At 69.7% G+C, this 20,666-nt stretch carries 17 protein-coding genes; 9 read left to right on the top strand and 8 right to left on the bottom strand.

Going from position 1 to position 20,666, the window contains the following annotated elements; genetic code table 11:
* The 4 genes from carA to FV227_RS28820 form a co-directional block, all read left to right on the top strand.
* On the top strand, nt 1-1,202 hold a 1,202-nt coding region (carA, locus tag FV227_RS03795), incomplete at its 5' end, for a glutamine-hydrolyzing carbamoyl-phosphate synthase small subunit (protein WP_147858308.1).
* Nucleotides 1,203-1,359: 157 nt separating this feature from the next.
* Nucleotides 1,360-1,689: a hypothetical protein gene (locus FV227_RS03800; protein WP_147728665.1), complete on the top strand. Its 330-nt coding sequence runs from the start codon at nt 1,360-1,362 to the stop codon at nt 1,687-1,689.
* Complete coding sequence (locus FV227_RS03805; RefSeq protein ID WP_147858309.1) at nt 1,689-2,006, top strand: hypothetical protein; 318 nt, start codon at nt 1,689-1,691, stop codon at nt 2,004-2,006. The genes FV227_RS03800 and FV227_RS03805 overlap by 1 nt, the downstream gene beginning before the upstream one ends.
* A complete protein-coding gene (locus FV227_RS28820; protein WP_187274670.1) occupies nt 2,003-2,167 on the top strand; it encodes a hypothetical protein in 165 nt (54 codons plus the stop codon). Before FV227_RS03805 ends, FV227_RS28820 begins: the two co-directional genes overlap by 4 nt.
* A 293-nt stretch (nt 2,168-2,460) precedes the next feature.
* Here FV227_RS28820 and typA read toward each other — a convergent pair whose 3' ends face one another.
* The 4 genes from typA to FV227_RS03830 form a co-directional block, all read right to left on the bottom strand.
* Nucleotides 2,461-4,293: a translational GTPase TypA gene (typA, locus tag FV227_RS03815; RefSeq protein WP_147728668.1), complete on the bottom strand. Its 1,833-nt coding sequence runs from the start codon at nt 4,291-4,293 to the stop codon at nt 2,461-2,463.
* A gap of 155 nt (nt 4,294-4,448) precedes the next feature.
* Nucleotides 4,449-4,796: a DUF3325 domain-containing protein gene (locus FV227_RS03820; protein WP_147842130.1), complete on the bottom strand. Its 348-nt coding sequence runs from the start codon at nt 4,794-4,796 to the stop codon at nt 4,449-4,451.
* On the bottom strand, nt 4,793-6,331 hold the full coding sequence (locus FV227_RS03825) for a PepSY-associated TM helix domain-containing protein (RefSeq protein WP_147858310.1): 1,539 nt from the start codon (nt 6,329-6,331) through the stop codon (nt 4,793-4,795). Before FV227_RS03825 ends, FV227_RS03820 begins: the two co-directional genes overlap by 4 nt.
* Nucleotides 6,328-6,645, bottom strand: a complete 318-nt coding sequence (locus tag FV227_RS03830) for an iron transporter (protein WP_147729697.1) — start codon at nt 6,643-6,645, stop codon at nt 6,328-6,330. Before FV227_RS03830 ends, FV227_RS03825 begins: the two co-directional genes overlap by 4 nt.
* 270 nt (nt 6,646-6,915) lie before the next feature.
* Here FV227_RS03830 and minC (FV227_RS03835) point away from each other — a divergent pair, with 270 nt between their 5' ends.
* From minC (FV227_RS03835) to FV227_RS03855, 5 genes are all read left to right on the top strand, one after another.
* On the top strand, nt 6,916-7,659 hold the full coding sequence (gene minC / locus FV227_RS03835; RefSeq protein WP_147858311.1) for a septum site-determining protein MinC: 744 nt from the start codon (nt 6,916-6,918) through the stop codon (nt 7,657-7,659).
* A 314-nt stretch (nt 7,660-7,973) separates the two neighbouring features.
* Nucleotides 7,974-8,591 (top strand): septum site-determining protein MinC, encoded by a 618-nt coding sequence (gene minC / locus FV227_RS03840; protein ID WP_147726438.1) that lies wholly within the window; start codon nt 7,974-7,976, stop codon nt 8,589-8,591.
* Nucleotides 8,592-8,644: 53 nt separating this feature from the next.
* Complete coding sequence (gene minD / locus FV227_RS03845) at nt 8,645-9,460, top strand: septum site-determining protein MinD (protein WP_147726435.1); 816 nt, start codon at nt 8,645-8,647, stop codon at nt 9,458-9,460.
* Nucleotides 9,457-9,783 (top strand): cell division topological specificity factor MinE, encoded by a 327-nt coding sequence (gene minE / locus FV227_RS03850; RefSeq protein WP_147726434.1) that lies wholly within the window; start codon nt 9,457-9,459, stop codon nt 9,781-9,783. The genes minD and minE overlap by 4 nt, the downstream gene beginning before the upstream one ends.
* Before the next feature lie 166 nt (nt 9,784-9,949).
* A complete protein-coding gene (locus FV227_RS03855) occupies nt 9,950-10,351 on the top strand; it encodes a PRC-barrel domain-containing protein (RefSeq protein ID WP_147726433.1) in 402 nt (133 codons plus the stop codon).
* A gap of 65 nt (nt 10,352-10,416) precedes the next feature.
* Here FV227_RS03855 and FV227_RS03860 read toward each other — a convergent pair whose 3' ends face one another.
* From FV227_RS03860 to FV227_RS03875, 4 genes are all read right to left on the bottom strand, one after another.
* Nucleotides 10,417-11,289: an alpha/beta hydrolase gene (locus tag FV227_RS03860; protein WP_147858312.1), complete on the bottom strand. Its 873-nt coding sequence runs from the start codon at nt 11,287-11,289 to the stop codon at nt 10,417-10,419.
* Between the two features lie 67 nt (nt 11,290-11,356).
* On the bottom strand, nt 11,357-13,645 hold the full coding sequence (gene glgB, locus FV227_RS03865) for a 1,4-alpha-glucan branching protein GlgB (protein ID WP_147726431.1): 2,289 nt from the start codon (nt 13,643-13,645) through the stop codon (nt 11,357-11,359).
* Between the two features lie 117 nt (nt 13,646-13,762).
* Entirely contained in the window at nt 13,763-17,026 is a 3,264-nt protein-coding gene (gene treS / locus FV227_RS03870) for a maltose alpha-D-glucosyltransferase (RefSeq protein WP_147726430.1), read from the bottom strand.
* Between the two features lie 159 nt (nt 17,027-17,185).
* On the bottom strand, nt 17,186-20,584 hold the full coding sequence (locus FV227_RS03875) for a maltotransferase domain-containing protein (RefSeq protein ID WP_147858313.1): 3,399 nt from the start codon (nt 20,582-20,584) through the stop codon (nt 17,186-17,188).
* Nucleotides 20,585-20,666 lie beyond the last annotated feature (82 nt).

The following is a 20,666-nucleotide window of genomic DNA, read 5'->3' on the forward strand; positions in this document are numbered from 1 at the left end:
CCCCCGCCCCCTGGGCCGAGCCCGTCGCCACCGCCCTGCTGGTTCTGGCCGACGGCACCATCCTCGAAGGCTTCGGCATCGGCCAGACCGGGATCGCCGACGGCGAGGTCTGCTTCAACACCGCGATGACCGGCTACCAGGAGATCCTGACGGATCCGTCCTATGCCGGGCAGATCGTCACCTTCACCTTCCCGCATATCGGCAACACCGGCACCAACGACGAGGACCTCGAGAGCCTCGACGCGGCCCCGGCCTCGGGCGTGCGCGGCACGGTGATCGCCTCGGCCGTGACGCAGCCGTCGAGCTGGCGCTCGTCGTCCCACCTCGATGCGTGGCTGAAGGCCCGCGGCATCCTCGGCATCACCGGGATCGACACCCGCGCGCTGACCGCCCGCATCCGCGACCACGGCATGCCGAACGCGGTGATCGCCAACGATCCCCAGGGCAACTTCGACCGCGAGGCGCTGAAGGCGCGCGCCGCCGCGCTGGCGCCGATGGAAGGCCTCGACCTCGTGCCCCCGGTCACCAGCCGCGAGCGCTCCGACTGGAGCGAGTCGACCTGGACGGTGAAGGCCGGCTACGGCCGCGGCGTTCCGGGCGAGGGCCTGCGCGTCGTTGCGATCGATTACGGGGTGAAGCGCAACATCCTGCGGCTGCTGGCCGAGGCCGGCTGCTCGGTCACGGTCGTGCCGGCCACCACCAGCGCGGCCGACATCCTGGCGTTGAAGCCCGACGGCGTCTTCCTCTCGAACGGCCCCGGCGACCCGGCGGCAACCGGCGAGTACGCCGTCCCGGTGATCCGCGAGCTGCTCGCCGAGAAGGTGCCGACCTTCGGCATCTGCCTCGGCCATCAGCTGATGGGGCTCGCGCTCGGCGGCCGCACGGTGAAGATGGGCCAGGGCCATCACGGCGCGAACCATCCGGTCAAGGACAAGACCACCGGCAAGGTCGAGATCGTCTCGATGAACCACGGCTTCGCCGTCGATCCGGCGAGCCTGCCCGAGACCGCGGTCGAGACCCACGTCTCGCTGTTCGACGGCTCGAATTGCGGGCTGACGCTCACCGACCGCCCGGCCTTCTCGGTCCAGCACCACCCGGAAGCCTCGCCGGGCCCGCGCGACAGCCACTACCTGTTCGAGCGGTTCGTGACGCTGATGCGCTCGGGCACGCCGGAATCCCGCAAGCCCGAGACGGCGGCCTGATCGACCGGTTCCGCCGCCCTCGCAACGCCGAAGACGCCGCGCTCCGCCATGTGGCGGGCGGGGCGCGTGACGATCGCGCCTGGCGGTCGGAAGCAACCGCCGCCTGCCGTCGGTGTTGTTGGTCCACACGATGGATCGACAGCCCGAAAGGCGCATCATGGCCGAGCACGACGCAGACCGCCCCTCGCTGAAGGGGTTTTCCGCGAACGCGGACCGCAACGGGCAGGATCTCGGGCAGGATTCGCCTCTCGACGTCGGCAGCCCGGCCCGGACCCAGGCCGATCTGAAGGGCGATCCGGCGGGCGAGGCCGAGACCGCGCGGATCGCCTCGGGCATGCCGAGCGAGGACGCGACCGACCAGACCGAGGCCGAGACGCCGGCCGAGAACCTGCGGGCGATCCGCGGCGAGGGTCAGCCGGGCGCCTCCGCCTCCGAGGCGATCGACCGTGCCACCGCGCCGGTCGGCCACGACGACGGCAAGCGCTGATGGCCCGCGACACGGACGAGGCCTCGCAGACCGTCACCCGCAAGCCGGACGATCAGGTCGGCAGCAGCGGCGAGCCCGCGGCCGGCGGCGGCGGCCAAACCGCCGAGCAGTCGGCGATCACCGACATGGGCACGGGCGGCAAGTCCGACCCCGAGCGCAAGTCCGACTGGAAGCAGGGCGGCGAGCCCGGCCGCGCTCCGCCGACGCCCGGCGGTTCGTCGGGCGGGCATTCCGACCAGAAGGCGTCGCGCGGCCCGCAGGCCGACGAGACCGTCGCCTCCGGGCATTACAAGGCCGAGCGCGAGGAGGGCGAATGAGCGATCACGACAAGCCGGCGGACGAGACGCCGGACACGAAGAAGCCCGCGAATTCCGCACCCGATGCGGTGATGGACCCGAACGAGAAGACCGAGGGTCATCCGGGCATGGGGCCGAAGGGCGGCGGCACTGACAAGGATACCGACCCGGGCGGCGGGTGAGCCTCGCCGCCGGAACCCTCCTCTTGTCGGGAGCCCTCGCTCCCTCGTCGCGGCAGACGCACCTTCCCTCCCCCCTCTGCGGGGGAGGGTGGACCTCGCGTGAGCGAGGGTCGGGAGAGGGGAGCGACCTCTCCGGACAGCGCGCTCCCCTCTCCCGACCCGCTTCGCGGGCCGCCTCCCCCGCAGAGGGGGGAGGGAGCTGCCCCTATTTCGATAGCGTCACGATATCGACCCAACGAAAAAGGGCCGGGCGATCGCCGCCCGGCCCTTCGTATTCCGATCCTTATGGATCCTCAGCTCGCGCTGCTCGCCGCTCCGCCCGAGCGCTCGAAGCGCTTGCGGTCGTTCGGATCGAGGTGGGTCTTGCGCAGGCGGATCGACTTCGGGGTGACTTCCATCAGCTCGTCGTCCTGAATCCAGGCGAGCGACTTCTCCAGCGTCATCCGGATCGGCGGGGTCAGGCGCACGGCCTCGTCCTTCGAGGTGGTGCGGATGTTGGTGAGCTTCTTGCCCTTGAGCACGTTCACCTCGAGGTCGTTCTCGCGGTTGTGCTCGCCGATGATCATGCCCTGGTAGACCTTGGCGCCGGGCTCGATCATCATCGGGCCGCGGTCCTCGAGGTTCCACATGGCGTAGGCCACGGCCTCGCCCTTGTCGTTCGAGATCAGCACGCCATTGCGGCGGCCGGCGATCTCGCCCTTGAAGGGCTCGTAGGCCTTGAACAGGCGGTTCATGATCGCCGTGCCGCGCGTGTCGGTCATCAGCTCGCTCTGGTAGCCGATGAGGCCACGGGTCGGTGCGTGGAAGACGAGGCGCAGGCGATCGCCGCCCGACGGACGCATCTCGATCATCTCAGCCTTGCGCTCGGACATCTTCTGCACGACGACGCCCGAGTACTCCTCGTCGACGTCGACCACGACCTCCTCGATCGGCTCAAGGATGCCGCCGTCCTCGTCCTTCGAGAGCACGACGCGGGGACGCGACACGGCGATCTCGAAGCCCTCGCGGCGCATGGTCTCGATCAGGATCGCCAGCTGCAGCTCGCCGCGACCAGAGACGAAGAAGCTGTCCTTGTCGGCGGCCTCCTCGATCTTCAGCGTGACGTTGCCCTCGCCCTCCTTGAACAGGCGGTCGCGGATCATGCGGCTGGTGACCTTGTCGCCCTCGGTGCCGGCGAGCGGCGAATCGTTGACGATGAAGGACATGGTGACGGTCGGCGGATCGATCGGCTGGGCCTGGATCGGGGTCTCGACCTGCGGGTCGCAGAACGTGTCGGCGACGGTGCCCTTCACGAGGCCGGCGATGGAGACGATGTCGCCCGCCTCGCCGACGTCGATCGGCGCCCGCTCGAGGCCGCGGAAGGCGAGGATCTTCGAGACGCGGCCGGTCTCCACGAGCTTGCCCTCGCGGTCCATCACCTTGATCGCCTGGTTCGGCTTCACGGTGCCGGAGGCGATGCGGCCGGTGATGATGCGGCCGAGGAACGGGTTGGCCTCGAGCAGGGTGCCGAGCATCCGGAACGGGCCTTCCTCGACGCGGGCCTGCGGCACGTGCTCGAGCACGAGATCGAACAGCGGCGCGAGCCCTTCGCTCTGATCGCCGTCCGGCGTCGTGGCCATCCAGCCGGCGCGGCCGGACCCGTAGAGGATCGGGAAGTCGAGCTGGTCGTCGGTGGCGTCGAGCGCCGCGAACAGGTCGAACACCTCGTTCACCACCTCGGTGATGCGGGCGTCGGGACGATCGACCTTGTTGATTGCCACGATCGGGCGCAGGCCGATCTTGAGGGCCTTGCCGACCACGAACTTGGTCTGCGGCATCGGGCCTTCGGCCGCGTCCACCAGCACGATCACGCCGTCGACCATCGACAGGATGCGCTCGACCTCGCCGCCGAAGTCGGCGTGGCCGGGGGTGTCGACGATGTTGACGCGGGTATCCTTCCAGACGACCGAGGTCGCCTTGGCCAGGATGGTGATGCCGCGCTCCTTCTCGAGGTCGTTCGAGTCCATCGCCCGTTCCTCGACCCGCTGGTTGTCGCGGAAGGAGCCGGACTGCGACAGCAGCTTGTCGACGAGCGTCGTCTTGCCGTGGTCGACGTGGGCGATGATGGCGATGTTGCGCAGCTTCATGGTGTTTCCGAAGCGAGTAGAACCCGCCACGGGACGGACCGCGATTGCAGTCGGCCACGCCGGGTCGAGAACGGGTTCGAGCTATTGCGCCGCAATATAAGGAGTCGGCCTCGGCGGCAAGGGGGCAGCGGTTCTGCGGTGATCGCGAGCCCTGCTCAACCGTTCAGGGCGAGCGGCAGCGCCACGAGCGCGATCGGCAGCGCCAGCAACGCCGCCGGGCGGAGCCAGCCCGGGCGGTAGGACAGGAAGGCGACCACGAGCAGCGCCGCGCCGGTCAGGGCGCCGATCCATTGCACCGGACCGAAGTTCCAGCCCTCCAGCGCCACCGCCGCCACGAAGGAGAGGCCGATGCCGGACCAGCCGGCGATGCGCAGGGTCCGGGCGCGGGCCGCGCCGGGACGCACCAGGAAGGCGTCGCGATGGTGACGGTCGAGGCTGAGCGCCAGCGCCGACAGTCCGGCGAAGCACAGGGCGAGGTTGAGGCCGACGACGATGGCGGTCACGCGCGCAGGGCCTCCCCGCCCGTGATGCCGGCGTCCGCCCGGAGCGCCGGCCGGAGCCGCGCCTGCCCCGCCTTCCGCGCGGCGAGCCCGAGGAGGATGCCGAGGGCGATCATCGCGGCGTCGAAGCCGAGGAAGCGCGTCTCGCCGGCGAGCGGATGCAGGCCGGTGGTGAGCGCGCCGACGACCGGCACCGCCAGGAATAGGCCTCCGACCAGCCCGAGGCCTTCGCGCCAGACCGATTCGGCCGGGCGGAGGGCGCCGGCGACCGCCACCAGCGCCCAGGCGCCGAAGAACGTTCCAACCTCCCAATCCGCGCGGGCGGCAAGGTCGAGCGGCAGCAGGCGGTTGGCCAGGAAGTAGGCGGCGATTCCGGCGGGCAGGCCGACGATGGTCCCGACGTTGAGCGTCCGCACCAGCCGCAGGCCGAAGCCTTCCGCCTCCGCCCCTTGCGGCGCCCGCGCCACGGCCCACAGCACGAGCCCGGTGGCGACGGTGGCGGCGCCCATCACCCCGCACAGGAAGAACAGCACGCGCAGGGCCGCGCCGGCGAAGTGCCCCTCGTGCAGCCCGAGCATGACGGTCGAGGTCTTGGCCGCGGCGCGGGTCGCGCCGTTGCTGCCGAGCATCGCCCCGGTCGCGCCGTCGAACGCGATCTGCGGATGCTCGTGGGCAAGCCCGTGCGGCTCCTCGAAGACCGCAAGCACGGAGGGCGTCGCGTCGGCAGGGTTGAAGACGGAGACCCCTTCCGGCGCCTCGCCCCTGGCGGCGATGCCCTGCGCGACCATGCCGGAGAGCGGCGCCAGGGTGCCGGGCTTCCCGGACGGGGCGCGGAGCTCCGGCATCAGCCCGCTGTCGACGTAGAAGCGCATCTCGTCGCCCTTGTAGGCGGAGACGACGCCCCACGGCATGTACATCGGCGCGAGGGTGACGAGGCCGGTATAGGTGATCATCAGGTGGAACGGCAGCGCGAGCACGCCGAACACGTTGTGCGCATCGAGCCAGCCGCGCTGCGAACGACGCCGCCGGAAGGTGAAGAAGTCGGCGAAGATCCTGCGGTGGGTGACGATGCCCGAGACCAGTGCCACCAGCATCACCAGCGCGCAGGTGCCGACGATCCAGCGGCCCCAGAGCGGCGGCATGCCGAGCTCGAAATGGAAGCGGTAGAGGAAGTCGCCGCCGCGTGTGTCGCGGGCCTTGGTCGGCGTCCCGGTGGCGGGATCGAGCAGGGCCTGATGGAACGGGCCTTCCAGGCTCTTCCACCACATCACGCCGATCAGCGGCTTCTCGGGCTTCGGCAGCTCGATGTACCAGCCGGTGGCGTCGGGCATCGCCCTCTGCAGGTAGGCGGCGGCGAGGTCGGCGGAGCGGGCCGGGTCGCTCGCGGTCTCGGCGAGCTCCGGCCGCATCCACTGCGAGATCTCGGTCCGGTAGTAGCTCGCAGTGCCGGTGACGAAGACGCAAAACAGCACCCAGCCGACGACGAGGCCGGACCAGGCGTGCAGCCACGCCATCGATTGGCGAAAACCCTGCCTCATGCGGCACCGACCGCAGCGAAGCCGCCGGCGAGCCAGAGCCCGCCGCCGAGGACGGCCGCGAGCCCGGCGACCGTCAGGGCGGCACGGCCGAGCGTCGGCGCGGCGAAGACGTAGATCACCACGGCGACCATCACCGCGAAGCTCAGGAGGGTCGCCGTCGCGACCGCCTCGGAGCGGACGAGCGGCAGCGTCAACGACAGCAGGGCGGTCAGCAGCGCCGCCACCGCGTAGCCGCCGGCGACCGCGAGCACGATCCGCCCCACGACCGCGAGGCGGTAGGCCGGACGGCGGCGTGCGACCTTCTGCGGTGCCATCGGGCCGACTCCAAGGGGCTTCACGCCCTCGAAGGGCGGCGTTCCGTGCCGGGGGTAGCAAGGCGCCCTGCGGCCGCGCAACCGCTATGTTTCAGAACCATTCCAGTTCTCGCCCAACGGTTTAGCTGTCGTCGACGACGGGATTGCGGGGTGCGTCTCGAACGTGCGCGACCATCGGCGGGCGACAAGGGGCGTGGGCAAGCGCCCGGCAAGGATTGCTCCGCGGGCGCGCACGCCGCATGCAGGCAGGGTCCAGGCCCGACACGCGAGATGCCGACCCCCGTGACCCAGCCCAAGCCCGATGCGCCCCGTCCGCCGATCCGCTTCCGCGGCCGCTCGTTCATGGCGACCGTGCTCGCGCCGCTGCCCCCGATCGAGGATTGGCTCGCCGATCTCGACGCCCTGCGCCAGCGCGCACCCGCGTTCTTCGCCGGGCGCCCGGTGATCCTCGATCTCACCGGGCTTACGCTCGATCGCGACGACCTGACCGGTCTGGTGGCCGAGCTCTCGGCGCGCGCCATCGCGATCTACGGGATCGAGGGCGCGGCGCCCGCGCTGCTCGGGCCGGGCCTGCCGCCGGCGCTGGCGGGAGGGCGGCCGACCGGGGAGATCAAGATCCCCGAGGCCGAAGCCCCCTCCCCCGAGGCGGCCGTGCCGGCGCCGCCCGCGCAGGCTTCGGCCGTCTCGCTGATCCTCGACGCACCGGTGCGCTCGGGCCAGGCGGTTCTGCATCTCGAGGGCGACGTGACGGTGATGGGCGCCGTCGCCTCGGGCGCCGAGGTGATCGCTGGCGGCTCGATCCACGTCTACGGCGCCCTGCGCGGCCGCGCGATCGCCGGTGCCGCCGGCAACCCGAACGCGCGGATCTGGTGCCGCAAGTTTGAGCCCGAGCTGATCGCGATCGACGGCCTGTACAAGGCCGCCGACGACCTCGATCCGAGCTTCACCGGCCAGGGCGTCGAGGTGCGGCTCGTCGAGGACGCGATCCGCTTGGCGCTGCTGGAGCGCGGCTGAGCCGACATCACAGGATCCGGGCATGAGATTGCGACAGGATCCTCATCCTTAACCGTTCGGTAACCATATCCGCCGTCAATGATCCGGTAAGGAATCGTTGACCCGTGAAAACACAGATCGTTCCGGACCCCAACCGTCCCGTTCCGGCACAGCCCGAGAAAGCCGTTTCCCTGGAGACGGTTGCTGCGCCCGCCGGCACCGAATCGTCCGCGCCCGAGCCGGCTACGGCAGCCTCGGACCCGGCAAAACCTGCCGCCCCGGCGAAGCCCGCCGCCCGACGCGCCCTCGCCTTCCGAGGGCGTGCGTTCAAGGCGATGGCGCTGAAGCCCGAGCCGCCGCTCGCCGACTGGCTGGCGGATCTCGACGCGGCGCTCAAGCGCTCGCCGACCCTGTTCGACGGGCGCGCGATCATCCTCGATCTCGGCGCCCTGCGCCCGGACCACGACGCGCTGCAGGCGCTGGTGGCCGACCTCGTCGGACGACGCGTCCGCATCCTCGGCTTCGAGGGCGTGGAAACGATCGCACCCGGCCTGCCGCCGCTGCTCGTCGGCGGGCGTCCGGCGACCAATCTGGATCTGCCGAAGGTGCCGGACGAGCCGGTCTCCACCTCGATCACCATCGAGGGCTCGGTCCGCTCCGGGCAGACGGTGGTGCATCCCACCGGGGACGTCACGGTAATGGGCTCGGTCTCGTCCGGGGCGGAGATCCTCGCGGGCGGCTCCATCCACATCTACGGCGCGCTGCGCGGCCGGGCGATCGCGGGCGCCGCCCGCAACCCGCGGGCCCGCATCTACTGCCGCAAGTTCCAGCCCGAGTTGCTCGGGATCGATCGCCTCGTCCGCACGGCCGAGGACATCGGAACGCAGCTGCAGGGCAAACCCGTACAGATCTGGCTCGACGGCGGCGCGATCCGCATGGCCGGCCTGGACTGACTTTCGAACTTTCAGAACTCGATCCGATCACCGCAGATCAAGGAGCGACACGCGTGGCAAAGGTTTTGGTCGTCACATCGGGCAAGGGCGGCGTCGGCAAGACGACGACAACGGCGGCACTCGGCGCCGCGATCGCGCAGGGCGGGCAGAGCGTCTGCGTCGTCGATTTCGACGTCGGCCTGCGCAACCTCGACCTCGTCATGGGTGCCGAGCGCCGGGTCGTCTACGACCTCATCAACGTGGTCAACGGCGATGCCAAGCTCAACCAGGCGGTGATCCGCGACAAGCGGCTCGAGACCCTGCACCTGCTGCCGGCCTCGCAGACCCGCGACAAGGACGCGCTCACCGACGAGGGCGTCGCCCGCGTCATGGAAGAGCTCCGCGAGAAGTTCGACTGGGTGATCTGCGATTCGCCCGCCGGCATCGAGCGGGGCGCCCAGCTCGCCATGCGCCACGCCGACGTCGCGGTGGTGGTGACCAACCCGGAAGTTTCGTCGGTGCGCGACTCCGACCGCATCATCGGCCTGCTCGACTCCAAGACGATCAAGGCCGAGCGCGGCGAGAACATGGACAAGCACCTGATCCTGACCCGCTACGACCCCGCCCGGGCCGACCGCGGCGACATGCTCAAGGTCGAGGACGTGCTCGAGATCCTCTCGATCCCGCTCCTGGCGATCATCCCCGAGAGCCAGGAAGTGCTGCGCGCCTCGAACGTCGGCTGCCCGGTGACGCTGAACAACCCGCACTGCGCGCCGGCCCGTGCCTATTCCGACGCGGTGCGCCGGCTCAAGGGCGAAGAGCTGCCGATGACCATGCCGACGGATCGCAAGTCCTTCCTCGACAAGCTGTTCCTGCGGAGGGCCGCATGACCCTCCTCGGTCTCTTCAACAAGCGCGCATCCGGCTCCGTCGCCCGCGAGCGCCTGCAACTGATCCTCGCCCACGAGCGCTCCGAGACCGGCCAGCCCGACCTCGTGATCACGCTGCGCGAGGAGATCCTGGCGGTCATCGCCAAGCACGTCTCGGTCGAGCGCGACAAGGTCAAGATCACGCTCGAACGCGGCGAGGGCGTCTCGACGCTCGGGCTCGACATCGAGCTGCCGCTGATAGCCTCGAAGACGCGGACCGAGGCGAAGCCCGAGAAGGCGGCCCTGGAGAAGGCAGCGCCGGAGAAGCGCAAGCAAGCGGCCTGAATGGCTGCTCGGCCCGACTGGCCAGCCCGCGGATCCCAGCGATCCGCGGGCTTTTTCCGTTCGGCCCCGGGACATCGGAACAGGCGCGATCACCCACGAATCGGTGACGGAACGATCGCGGCCGCGCAGCATTCCTAGCCACCCCATTCGGGTTGTGGAGATAGCAATGCGTCGTCTGATCCTGGCATCCATGGTTGCCCTCACCGTTTCCGGCACGGCGTTCGCCGCCGAGAAGCAGACCACCCCGACCACGGCCGCGAAGTTCGTCCCTGTCCCGCAGGACGCGGTGCTGAGCTACAACCTGATCGGTCTGAACGTGATGGACGGCTCGAACAACAACGTCGGCGAGATCAAGGATCTCGCGATCGAGAACGGCAAGCTCAGCAGCTACATCCTCTCGGTCGGCGGCTTCCTCGGCATGGGCGAGCGCTACGTCTCGGTCGAGCCGTCTTCGGTGGCGCTCGGCTACGACGAGGGCGCGAAGAAGTGGAAGGCGATCATCGGCGCCACCAAGGACCAGCTCAAGGCGGCGCCCGAGTTCAAGTACGACGGCAAGTTCAAGCGCTGAGCCTCAGCCTCGCGACGTTTCGCAAGCGCGTGGCAGCCCGCGGGTCGAAGGATCCGCGGGCTTCCTCATGTTTCGATCTTCCCGTCGGCCAGAAAGGCGATCAGCGACGCGTTCACCGCCTCCGCCGCGTCGTGCTGGACCCAGTGGGTCGCCTCGGGAAACCATGCGATGCGGCCCGCATCGCAGAGCGCGAGGCTCGCCTCGGCGAGGCCGGATTCGAGCGCGTGATCGCGCCGCCCCCACAGGATCAGGGTCGGCATCGTGATCCGCGGCGCGGTGCCGGGCCGCGGAAGGCGTAGCGCCCGGTACCAGTTCAGCATCGCCGTCATCGCTCCGGGCCGGGCCCAGGCATCGGCGTAGCGATCCAAGTCCGCCGCGGTGAAGCTGCCCTTCCGCCCGGTCTTCGCCAGCGCCTGGCGTAGCACCGCACCGTCGTTCGCGGTCAGGCGCGTTTCGGGCAGGCGCGGGATCTGAAAGAAGCCGACATAGAGGCTGCGCAGCATCTGCGTCGGATGCCGCCGGACGTAGGGGCCGAAGACCGCCGGATGCGGCGCGTTGAGGATCGCCAGCCGCGCGATCCGCTCGGGATGGAACGAGGCCGTCCACCACGCGACGAGGCCGCCCCAATCGTGGCCGACAAGCCGGAACGTCGCGAAGCCGTAATGGTTGGCCAGCTCGATCACGTCGGCAGCGAGCCGGTCGAGATGGTAGGCGGCGAGGCCCTCGGGCTTGTCGCTGCAATTGTACCCGCGCTGGTCGGGCAGGACGAGGCGCAGGCCCGCCTCTGTCAGGGGGCCGATCTGGCGGCGCCAGCCGTACCAGAATTCGGGGAAGCCGTGCAGGACGATCGTGGGAAGCCCGTCCGCCGGACCGGCTTCCGCGACGTGCAGGCGGATGCTCGGCAGGGCGACCGACGACGTCCGGACCGATTCGAGCAAGGCGACCTCCCCTCGTCGCGCGTCGCGGGCGGCGGGACCCCTCGGCACCGCCGCCCCAGCGATGCCCTCAGCCTTCGCGAACGAATATCATGGTCGAGAGCGGCGGGAGGGTCAGGCTCAGGGAATGACCCTGGCCGTGGCTCTCCGCCGCGTCGGCCTCGCGGCCGCCCATGTTGCCCATGTTCGAGCCGCCGTAGATGCCGGCATCCGAGTTGAACGCTTCGCGATAGAAGCCGCCCGCCGGGACGCCAATGCGGTAGTTCTCGCGCGGCACAGGCGTGAAGTTCGAGACGACGATGGCGATCTCGCCGGCCTCGCGGCCCTTGCGGGCCCAGGCGATCACGCTGTTGTCCTGGTCGTCGGCCACCAGCCACTGGAAGCCCGCCGCCTCGGTGTCGCGGCTGTGCAGTGCCGGCGTCGAGACGTAGAGCCGGTTCAGGTCGCGGATCACGTCCTTGACGCCGGCATGGGCGGGGTCGTCGAGCAGGTGCCAGTCGAGCGACTGGTTGTGGTTCCACTCGCGCTCCTGGCCGAACTCGCCGCCCATGAAGAGCAGCTTCTTGCCGGGATGCCCCCACATGAACCCGAAATAGGCGCGCAGGTTGGCGAACTTCTGCCAGCGGTCGCCGGGCATCTTGCCGAGCAGGGAGCCTTTCCCGTGCACCACCTCGTCGTGGGACAGCGGCAGAATGAAGTTCTCGGAGAAGGCGTAGAGCAGCCCGAAGGTCAGGTCGTGGTGGTGGTAGCGGCGGTGGATCGGGTCCGTCGAGACGAAGTTCAGGGTGTCGTGCATCCACCCCATGTTCCACTTGAAGCCGAAGCCGAGCCCGCCGGTGTAGGTCGGGTGCGAGACGCCGGGCCAGGAGGTGGATTCCTCGGCGACCGTGATCGTGCCGGGGGCGTGCGCGTAGGTCGCCTCGTTGGTCTTGCGCAGGAAGTTGATCGCGTCGAGGTTCTCGTTGCCGCCGTACTGGTTCGGGATCCACTCGCCCTGGCGGCGCGAGTAGTCAAGGTAGAGCATCGAAGCGACGGCATCCACGCGCAGGCCGTCGAGGTGGTAGTGCTCGAGCCAGAACCGGGCATTGGCGGCGAGGAACGTCGCGACCTCGGCCCGGCCGAAATTGTAAATGTAGGTGCCCCAATCCTGGTGGAAGCCCTGGCGCGGGTCGGCATGCTCGTAGAGGTGCGTGCCGTCGAACTGGCCGAGGCCGTGCGCGTCGAGCGGGAAGTGGCCGGGCACCCAGTCGAGCATCACGCCGATGCCGGCCTCGTGCGCCGCGTTCACGAAGGCCGCGAAGTCGTCGGGCGTGCCGTGCCGGCTCGTCGGCGCGAACAGGGAGACCGGCTGGTAGCCCCAGGAGCCGTCGAACGGGAACTCAGTGATCGGCAGCATCTCGATATGGGTGAAGCCCATCTCCTTGACGTACGGGATCAGGCGCTCGCCCATCTCCTTGTAGGTTAGGTAGCGGTTGCCCTCGTCGGGCACGCGCGCCCACGAGCCGAGATGCACCTCGTAGATCGAGATTGGGGCGTGGCGCGGGTCCTTGTCGCCGCGGGTCGCCATCCACTGCTTGTCGTGCCAGGCGGGCTCGCTGGTGCCCTGCAGCACGGAGGCCGTCTCCGGCGGGTGCTGCGCGGCGAAGGCGACCGGGTCGGCCTTCAGCGGCAGCAGCGCGCCGTCCGGGCCGCGGATCTCGAACTTGTAGTGCTGGCCGGCCTTGAGGCCGGGCACGAACAGCTCCCACAGGCCGCCGTTCTGCCACAGGCGCATCGGATGGCGGCGGCCGTCCCACTCGTTGAAGTCGCCGACGACGCTGACGCGCCGGGCATTCGGCGCCCACACCGCGAAGCGGAAGCCGTCGATGCCATCGAGACAGCCAAGCTGCGCGCCGAGGATCTTGTAGACGAGGTTGGTCCCGACCTCGCGCAGGGTGTCGACGTCGTGCTGCTCCAGCGACGAGCCGAAGCCGTAGGGGTCGTGACGGCGGCGCTTGGCCCCGTCCCAGGTCTCGACCTCGATCTCGTAAAGCGGCCGGCCCTGGCTCTCGACCTTGGCGACCCAGAACCCATCCGGGTGGCGCCGCTCGAACGGCACCGCCTCGCCGCCGACGATGAGCGCGGCGGACTTCGCCTCCGGCAGCACGGCGCGGACCTCCCAGGCTCCGGGCCCGACCTGATGCGGGCCGAGCACGCTGAACGCGTCGCCGTGGTTGGCCGCCATCACCGCCGCGATCGCATCGGGATGCACGCTGTGCGTCGTGCCCGCCTGCGCGGAGCCGGACGGGGCGACATTCGAGACCGGGTTCGTGTCCGACGGATCGGTGCGGGTCGCGAAGGTCTGGTCGATGGCCGTCATTCAGGTGCCTCTCTCGGGTGACCGAAGCGGCGTCCGAGAAGGTCGGACGGCTTCAGGCCGGTCAGTCTCCGCGCGCGCCGACGAAGCCGTTCTTGCCCCGTCGGCACGCGCATGGGATCAGGACGCCTTGGCGTCCTCCAGAATGGTCAGAACCCCACGGGCGGGGATTTCGATCCAGTCGGGGCGGTTGTTGGCCTCGTAATCGACCTCGTAGAGCGCCTTGGTCAGCAGGCAGAGGCGAAGCAGCCGGCCATGCGTCTCGGGGTCGGTCACGGCGGCGCGGCTTTCCGAGACCGCGGTCTCGTAGCCCTTCAGGAACGCCGCATCGATCATGCCACGCCACGCGAAGGCGGCGGTGCGCGCCCGATCCTCCGAATCCGCGAAGCGGCCGGCGATCTCGCGGGTCACCGTCTCGGCGCCGTAGGCGAACGAGCGCAGCATGCCCGCCACGTCGCGCAGCGGCGTCGACTTCGCCCGGCGCTCGTCGGCCGGACGCGAGGGCTCGCCCTCGAAGTCGACCAGCACCAGGTCGCCGCTCGACACCAGCACCTGCCCGAGATGGTAGTCGCCGTGGATCCGCGTCTTGAACGCGCCCTTCGGCGGGTCGCGGGTCAGCGACGCGATCAGGGCGTCGACCTCGCCACGACGCCCGGCGAGCGCGACGCTCGAAGGGCGGCCCGCATCGAGCCCGCGCTCGGCGATCGCCTTCAGGCCGCGGAAGGCCCGATCGGCCTGGTGCCGGGCATCGGCGCCGAGCACCGCCAGGTCGTCGGCGGTGAAGGGCTCCGCCGCGAAGGCCGCGTCGCCGGTCTCGATCGCGAAGGCGTTGTGCATCTCGGCGGTCCGCCGCCCGAGCAGGTCGGCCCAGCGCAGGTGATCGTGGAACGCCTCCGCCGGCGTCGGCGCCTCGCTCTCGGGGGCCAGCACCACGGTCTCGAAATCGCGGCGCAGGCCTTCGAGCATCACCGTCCAGGCGTCGCCCTGGTTGAGGACGAAGCTCTGCAGCACGGCGAGCGCCGTGCGCGTGCCGTCCTCGGCGACGTGCTCGAGGGTGCCGAGCAGCGCCGGCGTGTTCGGGAACTTGGCCTCCTCGGTGAGGAAGCGCCCGACCTCGACTTCCGGGTGCGTGCCCGGCTGCAGGCGGCGCAGCAGCTTGAGCATCATCTTCGCGCCGATGGCGATCGAGGTGTTGCTCTGCTCCGCCGAGAGCCGGCGGACGTCGCTCGCCTCGAACGGCACGCTGTGGTCGAAGGCCGAGGTCGAGGAGAACACGAGCTTGCCGCCCTCGGTCGGGATCTCGCGGCCGTCGCGCATCCCCTCGGCGAGGCAGATCGCGAAGTCCGGCGAGGCCGCCGCGCCGTAGAGCAGGCCGGTGCGCGGGCCGCGGCGCACGCGCGCCACGGCGAATTCGAGCAGCGTCTCGTCCTCGCGCCCCTCGTCGACGCCGACGGGGACGAAGTATTGCTGGCGCTCGCCGTTGGAGAGCTGGACGTCGAGGCGCGGCAGCAGGAAGCGGGCTTCGCCGCCGGCCTCCTTCACGGTCGCGCAGTCGACGACCTGCACGCTCTTGATCCGCGAGCCCTTGGCACCGAACCAGCGCCGGCTGGCGATGAAGGGCGGGATCACCGTGCGCTCGAAGGCGAGGCGCTCGCGACCGGCCATCAGGCTCTCGATGCCGCCGGTGAGCACCAGCGTGAACAGCTCGGGCGCCTCCTTCATCGGCCCGATCGTGCCGGTGTTCGCCGACGACAGCGAGAACCAGTAGAAGCCGTAGGATGGCAGGGTGAGCAGGTAGGGCAGCTCGCCGATCGGCGGGAACTCGGTTCCGCCGGTGAGCTCGATCGGCACGGCGCTGCGCAGCTCGGACAGGTCGAGCTGCACCGCCTGCGGCGCCCGCGACAGGTTGGCGACGCAGAGCACGCGCTCGCCCTCGAACTCGCGGATCCAGGCGAGCACCTTGCGGTTCGACGGATACAAAAACTGCATCGAGCCGCGGCCCAACGCGGTGCTGTTGTTGCGAATGGCGATCATCCGCCGCGTCCAGTTGAGCAGGCTGGTCTGCGACTGCGTCTGCGCCTCGACGTTGAGGGCGTCGAAGCCGTAGATCGGGTCCTGGATCGCCGGCAGGAACAACCGCTGCGGGTTGGCCCGCGAGAAGCCGCCGTTGCGATCGGGCGACCATTGCATCGGCGTGCGCACGCCGTCGCGATCGCCGAGGTAGATGTTGTCGCCCATGCCGATCTCATCGCCGTAGTACAGCACCGGCGTGCCGGGCATCGACAGCACGAGGGACTTCATCAGCTCGATCTTGCGCCGGTCGTTCTCGAGCAGCGGCGCGAGACGGCGGCGGATGCCGAGGTTGATGCGGGCGCGGCGCTCGGCGGCGTAGAACGACCACAGGTAGTCGCGCTCCTCCGCCGTCACCATCTCGAGCGTCAGCTCGTCGTGGTTGCGCAGGAAGATCGCCCACTGGCACCCTTCCGGGATCTCGGGCGTCTGGCGCATGATGTCGGTGATCGGGTGCCGGTCCTCGCGGGCGATCGCCATGTACATGCGCGGCATCAGCGGGAAGTGGAACGCCATGTGGCATTCGTCTCCGTCGCCGAAATACTGCGCGGTCTCCTCCGGCCACTGGTTGGCTTCCGCCAGCAGCATCCGGTCGGGATAGCTCGCATCCAGCGCCGCGCGGATCGCCTTGATGACCGTGTGGGTCTCGGGCAGGTTCTCGCAGTTCGTGCCGTCACGCTCGATCAGGTACGGGATCGCGTCGAGGCGCAGGCCATCGACGCCCATGTCGAGCCAGTAGCGCATCGTCTCGATGACCGCTTCCAGCACCTTCGGGTTGTCGAAGTTCAGGTCGGGCTGGTGGCTGTAGAAGCGGTGCCAGAAATACTGCTTGGCGACCGGGTCCCAGGTCCAGTTCGAGGTCTCGGTGTCGAGGAAGATGATCCGCGTGTCCGAATACGGCGTGTCGGTGTCCGACCACACGTAGAAGTCGCGCTCGGGCGATCCGGCCGGCGCCTCGCGGGCGCGCTGGAACCACGGATGCTGGTCCGAGGTGTGGTTGATGACCAGCTCGGTGATCACCCGCAGGCCGCGCTCGTGCGCGGCGTCCACGAAGCGCCGGAAGTCGGCCATCGTCCCGTAGGACGGGTTGACCTCCTCGTAGTCGGCGATGTCGTAGCCGTCGTCGCGCAGCGGGGACGGATAGAACGGCATCAGCCAGATGGCGGTGACGCCGAGGTCTCGGACATAATCCAGCCGCTGGGTAAGGCCCTCGAAATCCCCGATCCCGTCGTTGTTCGAGTCGAAGAACGACTTGACGTGGATCTGGTAGATGATGGCGTCACGGTACCATTGCGGATCGCTGCGATCGATCATCGCGTCGTTGCCTCGCACGTCGGATTCAGGGGCGGTGGTGCCGGTCCCGCGCGAGGATGATCGTCGCGTGATCGGTGTGCGGCTGTAGAACCGCAGGATGGTGGCGACAGCGCGACCGACCGGGCCGATCGCGCTGGATTTCTGTTCACACGGGCAGCCTCAGCCCGCAACCCGCTTCGGACGGCTGAGCCGCCAGATGATGCACGAGCGCTCGACGGGATCGAGGGCGATGCGGTGCGACTTGCCGCGCAGCTCGAACGTGTAGCCGTCGAGCAGGTCCTCGACGGCGACCGCCCCGCCGTCGCCCTCGCCAAGCAGCCAGAGCGGCACCTCGTAGGTGCATTCCTGGCGGTTCTTGGGATCGAGGTTGACCATCACGAACACGCAGTTGTCGCGGTCGGGCGTCGTCTTGGCGTAGGCGATGATGCTGTCGTTGTAGGCCGCCGTGAACACGACGTTGCGGAAATCCCAGAGCGCGGGGTTCTCGCGACGGATGTGGTTGAGCTTGATGATGTGCTCGCGGATGTTACCGGGCCGGTCGTAGTCCCAGGCCTTCAGCTCGTACTTCTCGGAGTTGAGGTACTCCTCCTTGCCGGGATACGGCGCCGCCTCGCACATCTCGTAGCCGTTGTAGATGCCGTAGACCGACGACAGGGTCGCGGCCAGCGTCGCCCGCACGACGAAGCCGGCGCGGCCACTCGTCTGGAGGTAATGCGGGTTGATGTCGGGCGTGTTGGCGAAGAAGTTCGGCCGGTAGTACTCGCCCATCTCGCCCGCAAGCTCGGTCGCGTACTCGATCAGCTCGGCCTTGGTGTTGCGCCAGGTGAAGTAGGTGTAGCTCTGCTGGTAGCCGGCCTTGGCGAGCTTCTTCATCATCTTCGGCCGGGTGAAGGCTTCGGCGAGGAAGAGCGCGTCGGGATAGCGCCCGTTCACCTCCGCGATCACCCATTCCCAGAACGGGATCGGCTTGGTGTGCGGGTTGTCGACCCGGAAGATGCGCACGCCGCGGCTGCACCAGCCGAGCAGGATGTCGCGCAGCTCGATCCACAGCGACGGCAGCGCGCCGCCGTAGAAGTGCACGTTGGAGATGTCCTCGTACTTCTTCGGCGGGTTCTCGGCGAACTTCAGCGTCCCGTCCGGGCGCCACTCGAACCACTCGGGATGGTTCTTGATCCAAGGATGGTCGGGCGAGCACTGGATCGCGAAGTCGAGCGCCACCTCCATGCCGTGGGCGTGGCTCGCCGCGACCAGGCGCTCGAAGTCGGCCAGCGTTCCGAGTTCGGGATGGACCGCCTCGTGGCCGCCCTCCTCGGTGCCGACCGCGTAGACCGAGCCGACGTCGCCCGGCAGCGCCTTCAGGGTGTTGTTCTTGCCCTTGCGGTTGGTGCGCCCGACGGGGTGGATCGGCGTGAAGTACAGCACGTCGAAGCCGAGCTCGCGGATCTCCGGCAGGCGGCGGATCACGTCGTCGAAGGTGCCGTGGCGATTCACGTCCATCGACTGCGAGCGTGGGAAGATCTCGTACCAGGCCGAGAACCGGGCCGCGAGCCGATCGGCGATCACCTGCGCCGTCACGGGGTAGCGCGAGGCGTTCACCCGCTCGGCGTTGCGGCGGACGAGGCTCGCCGCGTCGGGCACGAGGATGCGGTCGAGCTGGGCGGCCGAGCCGGTCTCCTCGGCTCCGAGCGCGGCGACAAGCGCCTGCAACCGCTCCTTGTCGCGCCCCTCGGCGAGGTCGGCCGCGGTCTGGACCAGGGTGACGCCCTCGATCGTCTCGAGGCGGACGTCGACGCCGGCGTCGCGCTTCTTCAGCGTATCGCGCATCCAGGACGAGAATCCGTCGCGCCAGCCCTCGATGGTGAACTCGTAGCGGGCGTTCTTCTCGAGCGGGAATTGCCCGGCCCAGCGGTCGTTGTCGACGAAGACCATCGGGTCCCGGCGCCATTCGCTCGCGCCGACGACGCGCGACAGGATCGCCGCGTTCAGGATCTCGTGACCGTCCGAGAAGATGTCGGCCTCGATCCGCAGGTTCTCGCCGACGACGCGCTTGACCGGAGAGCGGCCGCCGTCGAGTTCCGGCGTCACCGCCTCGATCACGACGCGACCGGTGCCGTCCGGCGTTCCGCGGCTCGACAGCTTGGTCACGGCCGCCGCGACGGCGCTGATGATGCGCAGCTCGCCCGGCGCCAGGTCGATGGCGCTACCGGGATGGAAGGCGATCGGCTCGGCCTCCGGCGTGCGGTCGACGAACGGCCCGAGCTGGCCGCCCGTCCGGGTGATCAGCGCCCCGGCATCGACCGGCACCGGCTTGTCGGTCGGGTTGAAGAGCAGGATGACGGCGTGCCGGGCGGAGGCCGGATGGCCGGAATCGTAGCGGGCGAGCGCGACGAAATCGGCGTCCGGCGCGGAGATCCGGGCCTGCGCGCCCTCGACGTTGGCGGCCGGAAGCTCGGCGCGCAGGGCGTTGATCGCGGCGACATAGGCCGAGATGTCGATCCCGGTCTCGGATTCGCGGTCGGCCGGCGTCGTGTCGACGACGTGGACCGCGCGGCGATAACCCCACTCGTAGCCGATCGGCATCAGGACGCCGGCCGAGTAGAACGCGGCGAGAGCGTAGCGGCTGCGCAGCTGTGCGGCGACGGCCTCCGGGCCGCCCGACGCCTTGGCCGCGAGCCGCGGCATGTCGTGGTTCTCGGGGAACGCGATCGAGGGGGCGATGACGCGCAGGCGCTCGTACTGCTCCAGCGCCCAGGGCTTCTTCAGGTCCCACCACGCGAACGAGTTGAAGAGGTAGTCGAACCCGGCACCGGCGGTGGCTTTCGCCTCCTCGAAGGTGCAGCCCAGGGTCTCGGCGGCGAAAAGGCAGCCGGCCTCGCGCGCCTTCGCCTGCCCGATCAGGGCGCGCCACGTCTCCGGCGGGACCTTGTAGGCCGCATCGCAGCGGAAGCCGGCGACGCCGAGGCTCTGGAGATGGGCGATGTAGGCGTCCCAGATCCGGGTCAGCTCGTTGCGCGGGCCCTCGGAATGGTAATCGAGCTCGGCGAGATCGCCCCAGACGGTGCGGATCGACGGATCGTCGGGATCGACCGCCGCCGGGCTGGCGATCGAGCCGTCGGCCTCCTTCACGAACAGGTCCGGCCTGTCGCGGGCGAGGCGGCCGTCGTTGGCGGTGTGGTTGATGACGAGGTCGGTCATCACCGAGAGGCCGATGGCCTCGGCCGCCGTGCAGAAGCACCGGATCTGATCGTCGTCGGCGGTGCCGTCCTGGTCGCGGAAGCGATCGTCCAGCCGCTCGGGGTCGGCGACGGCGTAGAGGCTGCCCGAGCCGCCGGTGGCGTGGAACGGGTTCAGGTAGACCCAATCGAAGCCGAGGGCGGCGATCCGCGGCAGCTCGGCCGTCCAGTCCGAGACCCGCCCGACGAGGAGCGGGAACAGGTTGTAGATCCGCGGCCCCTGGATGCGCGCGTCCGAGGCCCGCGTCGCGAGGCCGGCCGGCGGCGCGACGGGGGCGGCCCCATCCGCTGCGGCATTCCTCGATGCGGTGGTCGGTGCGTTCATGCTGGCCTCGAGTTGTTGGATGGCGTCATCGACTAACGCCCGAATGCCGGGTGCGTGCCGTGCCCACGGATGCGGCGCGGCA

The organism is Methylobacterium sp. WL119 (assembly GCF_008039875.1).
In the GTDB taxonomy this organism is placed as follows: Bacteria; Pseudomonadota; Alphaproteobacteria; order Rhizobiales; family Beijerinckiaceae; genus Methylobacterium.

Excerpts from the sequence above, each read along its gene's own strand:
- FV227_RS03805 (WP_147858309.1), top strand. The coding sequence starts at position 1,689 with ATGGCCCGCGACACGGACGAGGCCTCGCAGACCGTCACCCGCAAGCCG.
- FV227_RS28820 (WP_187274670.1), top strand. The coding sequence starts at position 2,003 with ATGAGCGATCACGACAAGCCGGCGGACGAGACGCCGGACACGAAGAAG.
- FV227_RS03830 (WP_147729697.1), bottom strand. The coding sequence starts at position 6,645 with ATGGCACCGCAGAAGGTCGCACGCCGCCGTCCGGCCTACCGCCTCGCG.
- FV227_RS03875 (WP_147858313.1), bottom strand. The coding sequence starts at position 20,584 with ATGAACGCACCGACCACCGCATCGAGGAATGCCGCAGCGGATGGGGCC.
- glgB (WP_147726431.1), bottom strand. The coding sequence starts at position 13,645 with ATGACGGCCATCGACCAGACCTTCGCGACCCGCACCGATCCGTCGGAC.
- FV227_RS03855 (WP_147726433.1), top strand. The coding sequence starts at position 9,950 with ATGCGTCGTCTGATCCTGGCATCCATGGTTGCCCTCACCGTTTCCGGC.
- minE (WP_147726434.1), top strand. The coding sequence starts at position 9,457 with ATGACCCTCCTCGGTCTCTTCAACAAGCGCGCATCCGGCTCCGTCGCC.
- FV227_RS03825 (WP_147858310.1), bottom strand. The coding sequence starts at position 6,331 with ATGAGGCAGGGTTTTCGCCAATCGATGGCGTGGCTGCACGCCTGGTCC.
- typA (WP_147728668.1), bottom strand. The coding sequence starts at position 4,293 with ATGAAGCTGCGCAACATCGCCATCATCGCCCACGTCGACCACGGCAAG.
- FV227_RS03800 (WP_147728665.1), top strand. The coding sequence starts at position 1,360 with ATGGCCGAGCACGACGCAGACCGCCCCTCGCTGAAGGGGTTTTCCGCG.
- minC (WP_147726438.1), top strand. The coding sequence starts at position 7,974 with ATGGCGCTGAAGCCCGAGCCGCCGCTCGCCGACTGGCTGGCGGATCTC.
- treS (WP_147726430.1), bottom strand. The coding sequence starts at position 17,026 with ATGATCGATCGCAGCGATCCGCAATGGTACCGTGACGCCATCATCTAC.
- minC (WP_147858311.1), top strand. The coding sequence starts at position 6,916 with ATGCCGACCCCCGTGACCCAGCCCAAGCCCGATGCGCCCCGTCCGCCG.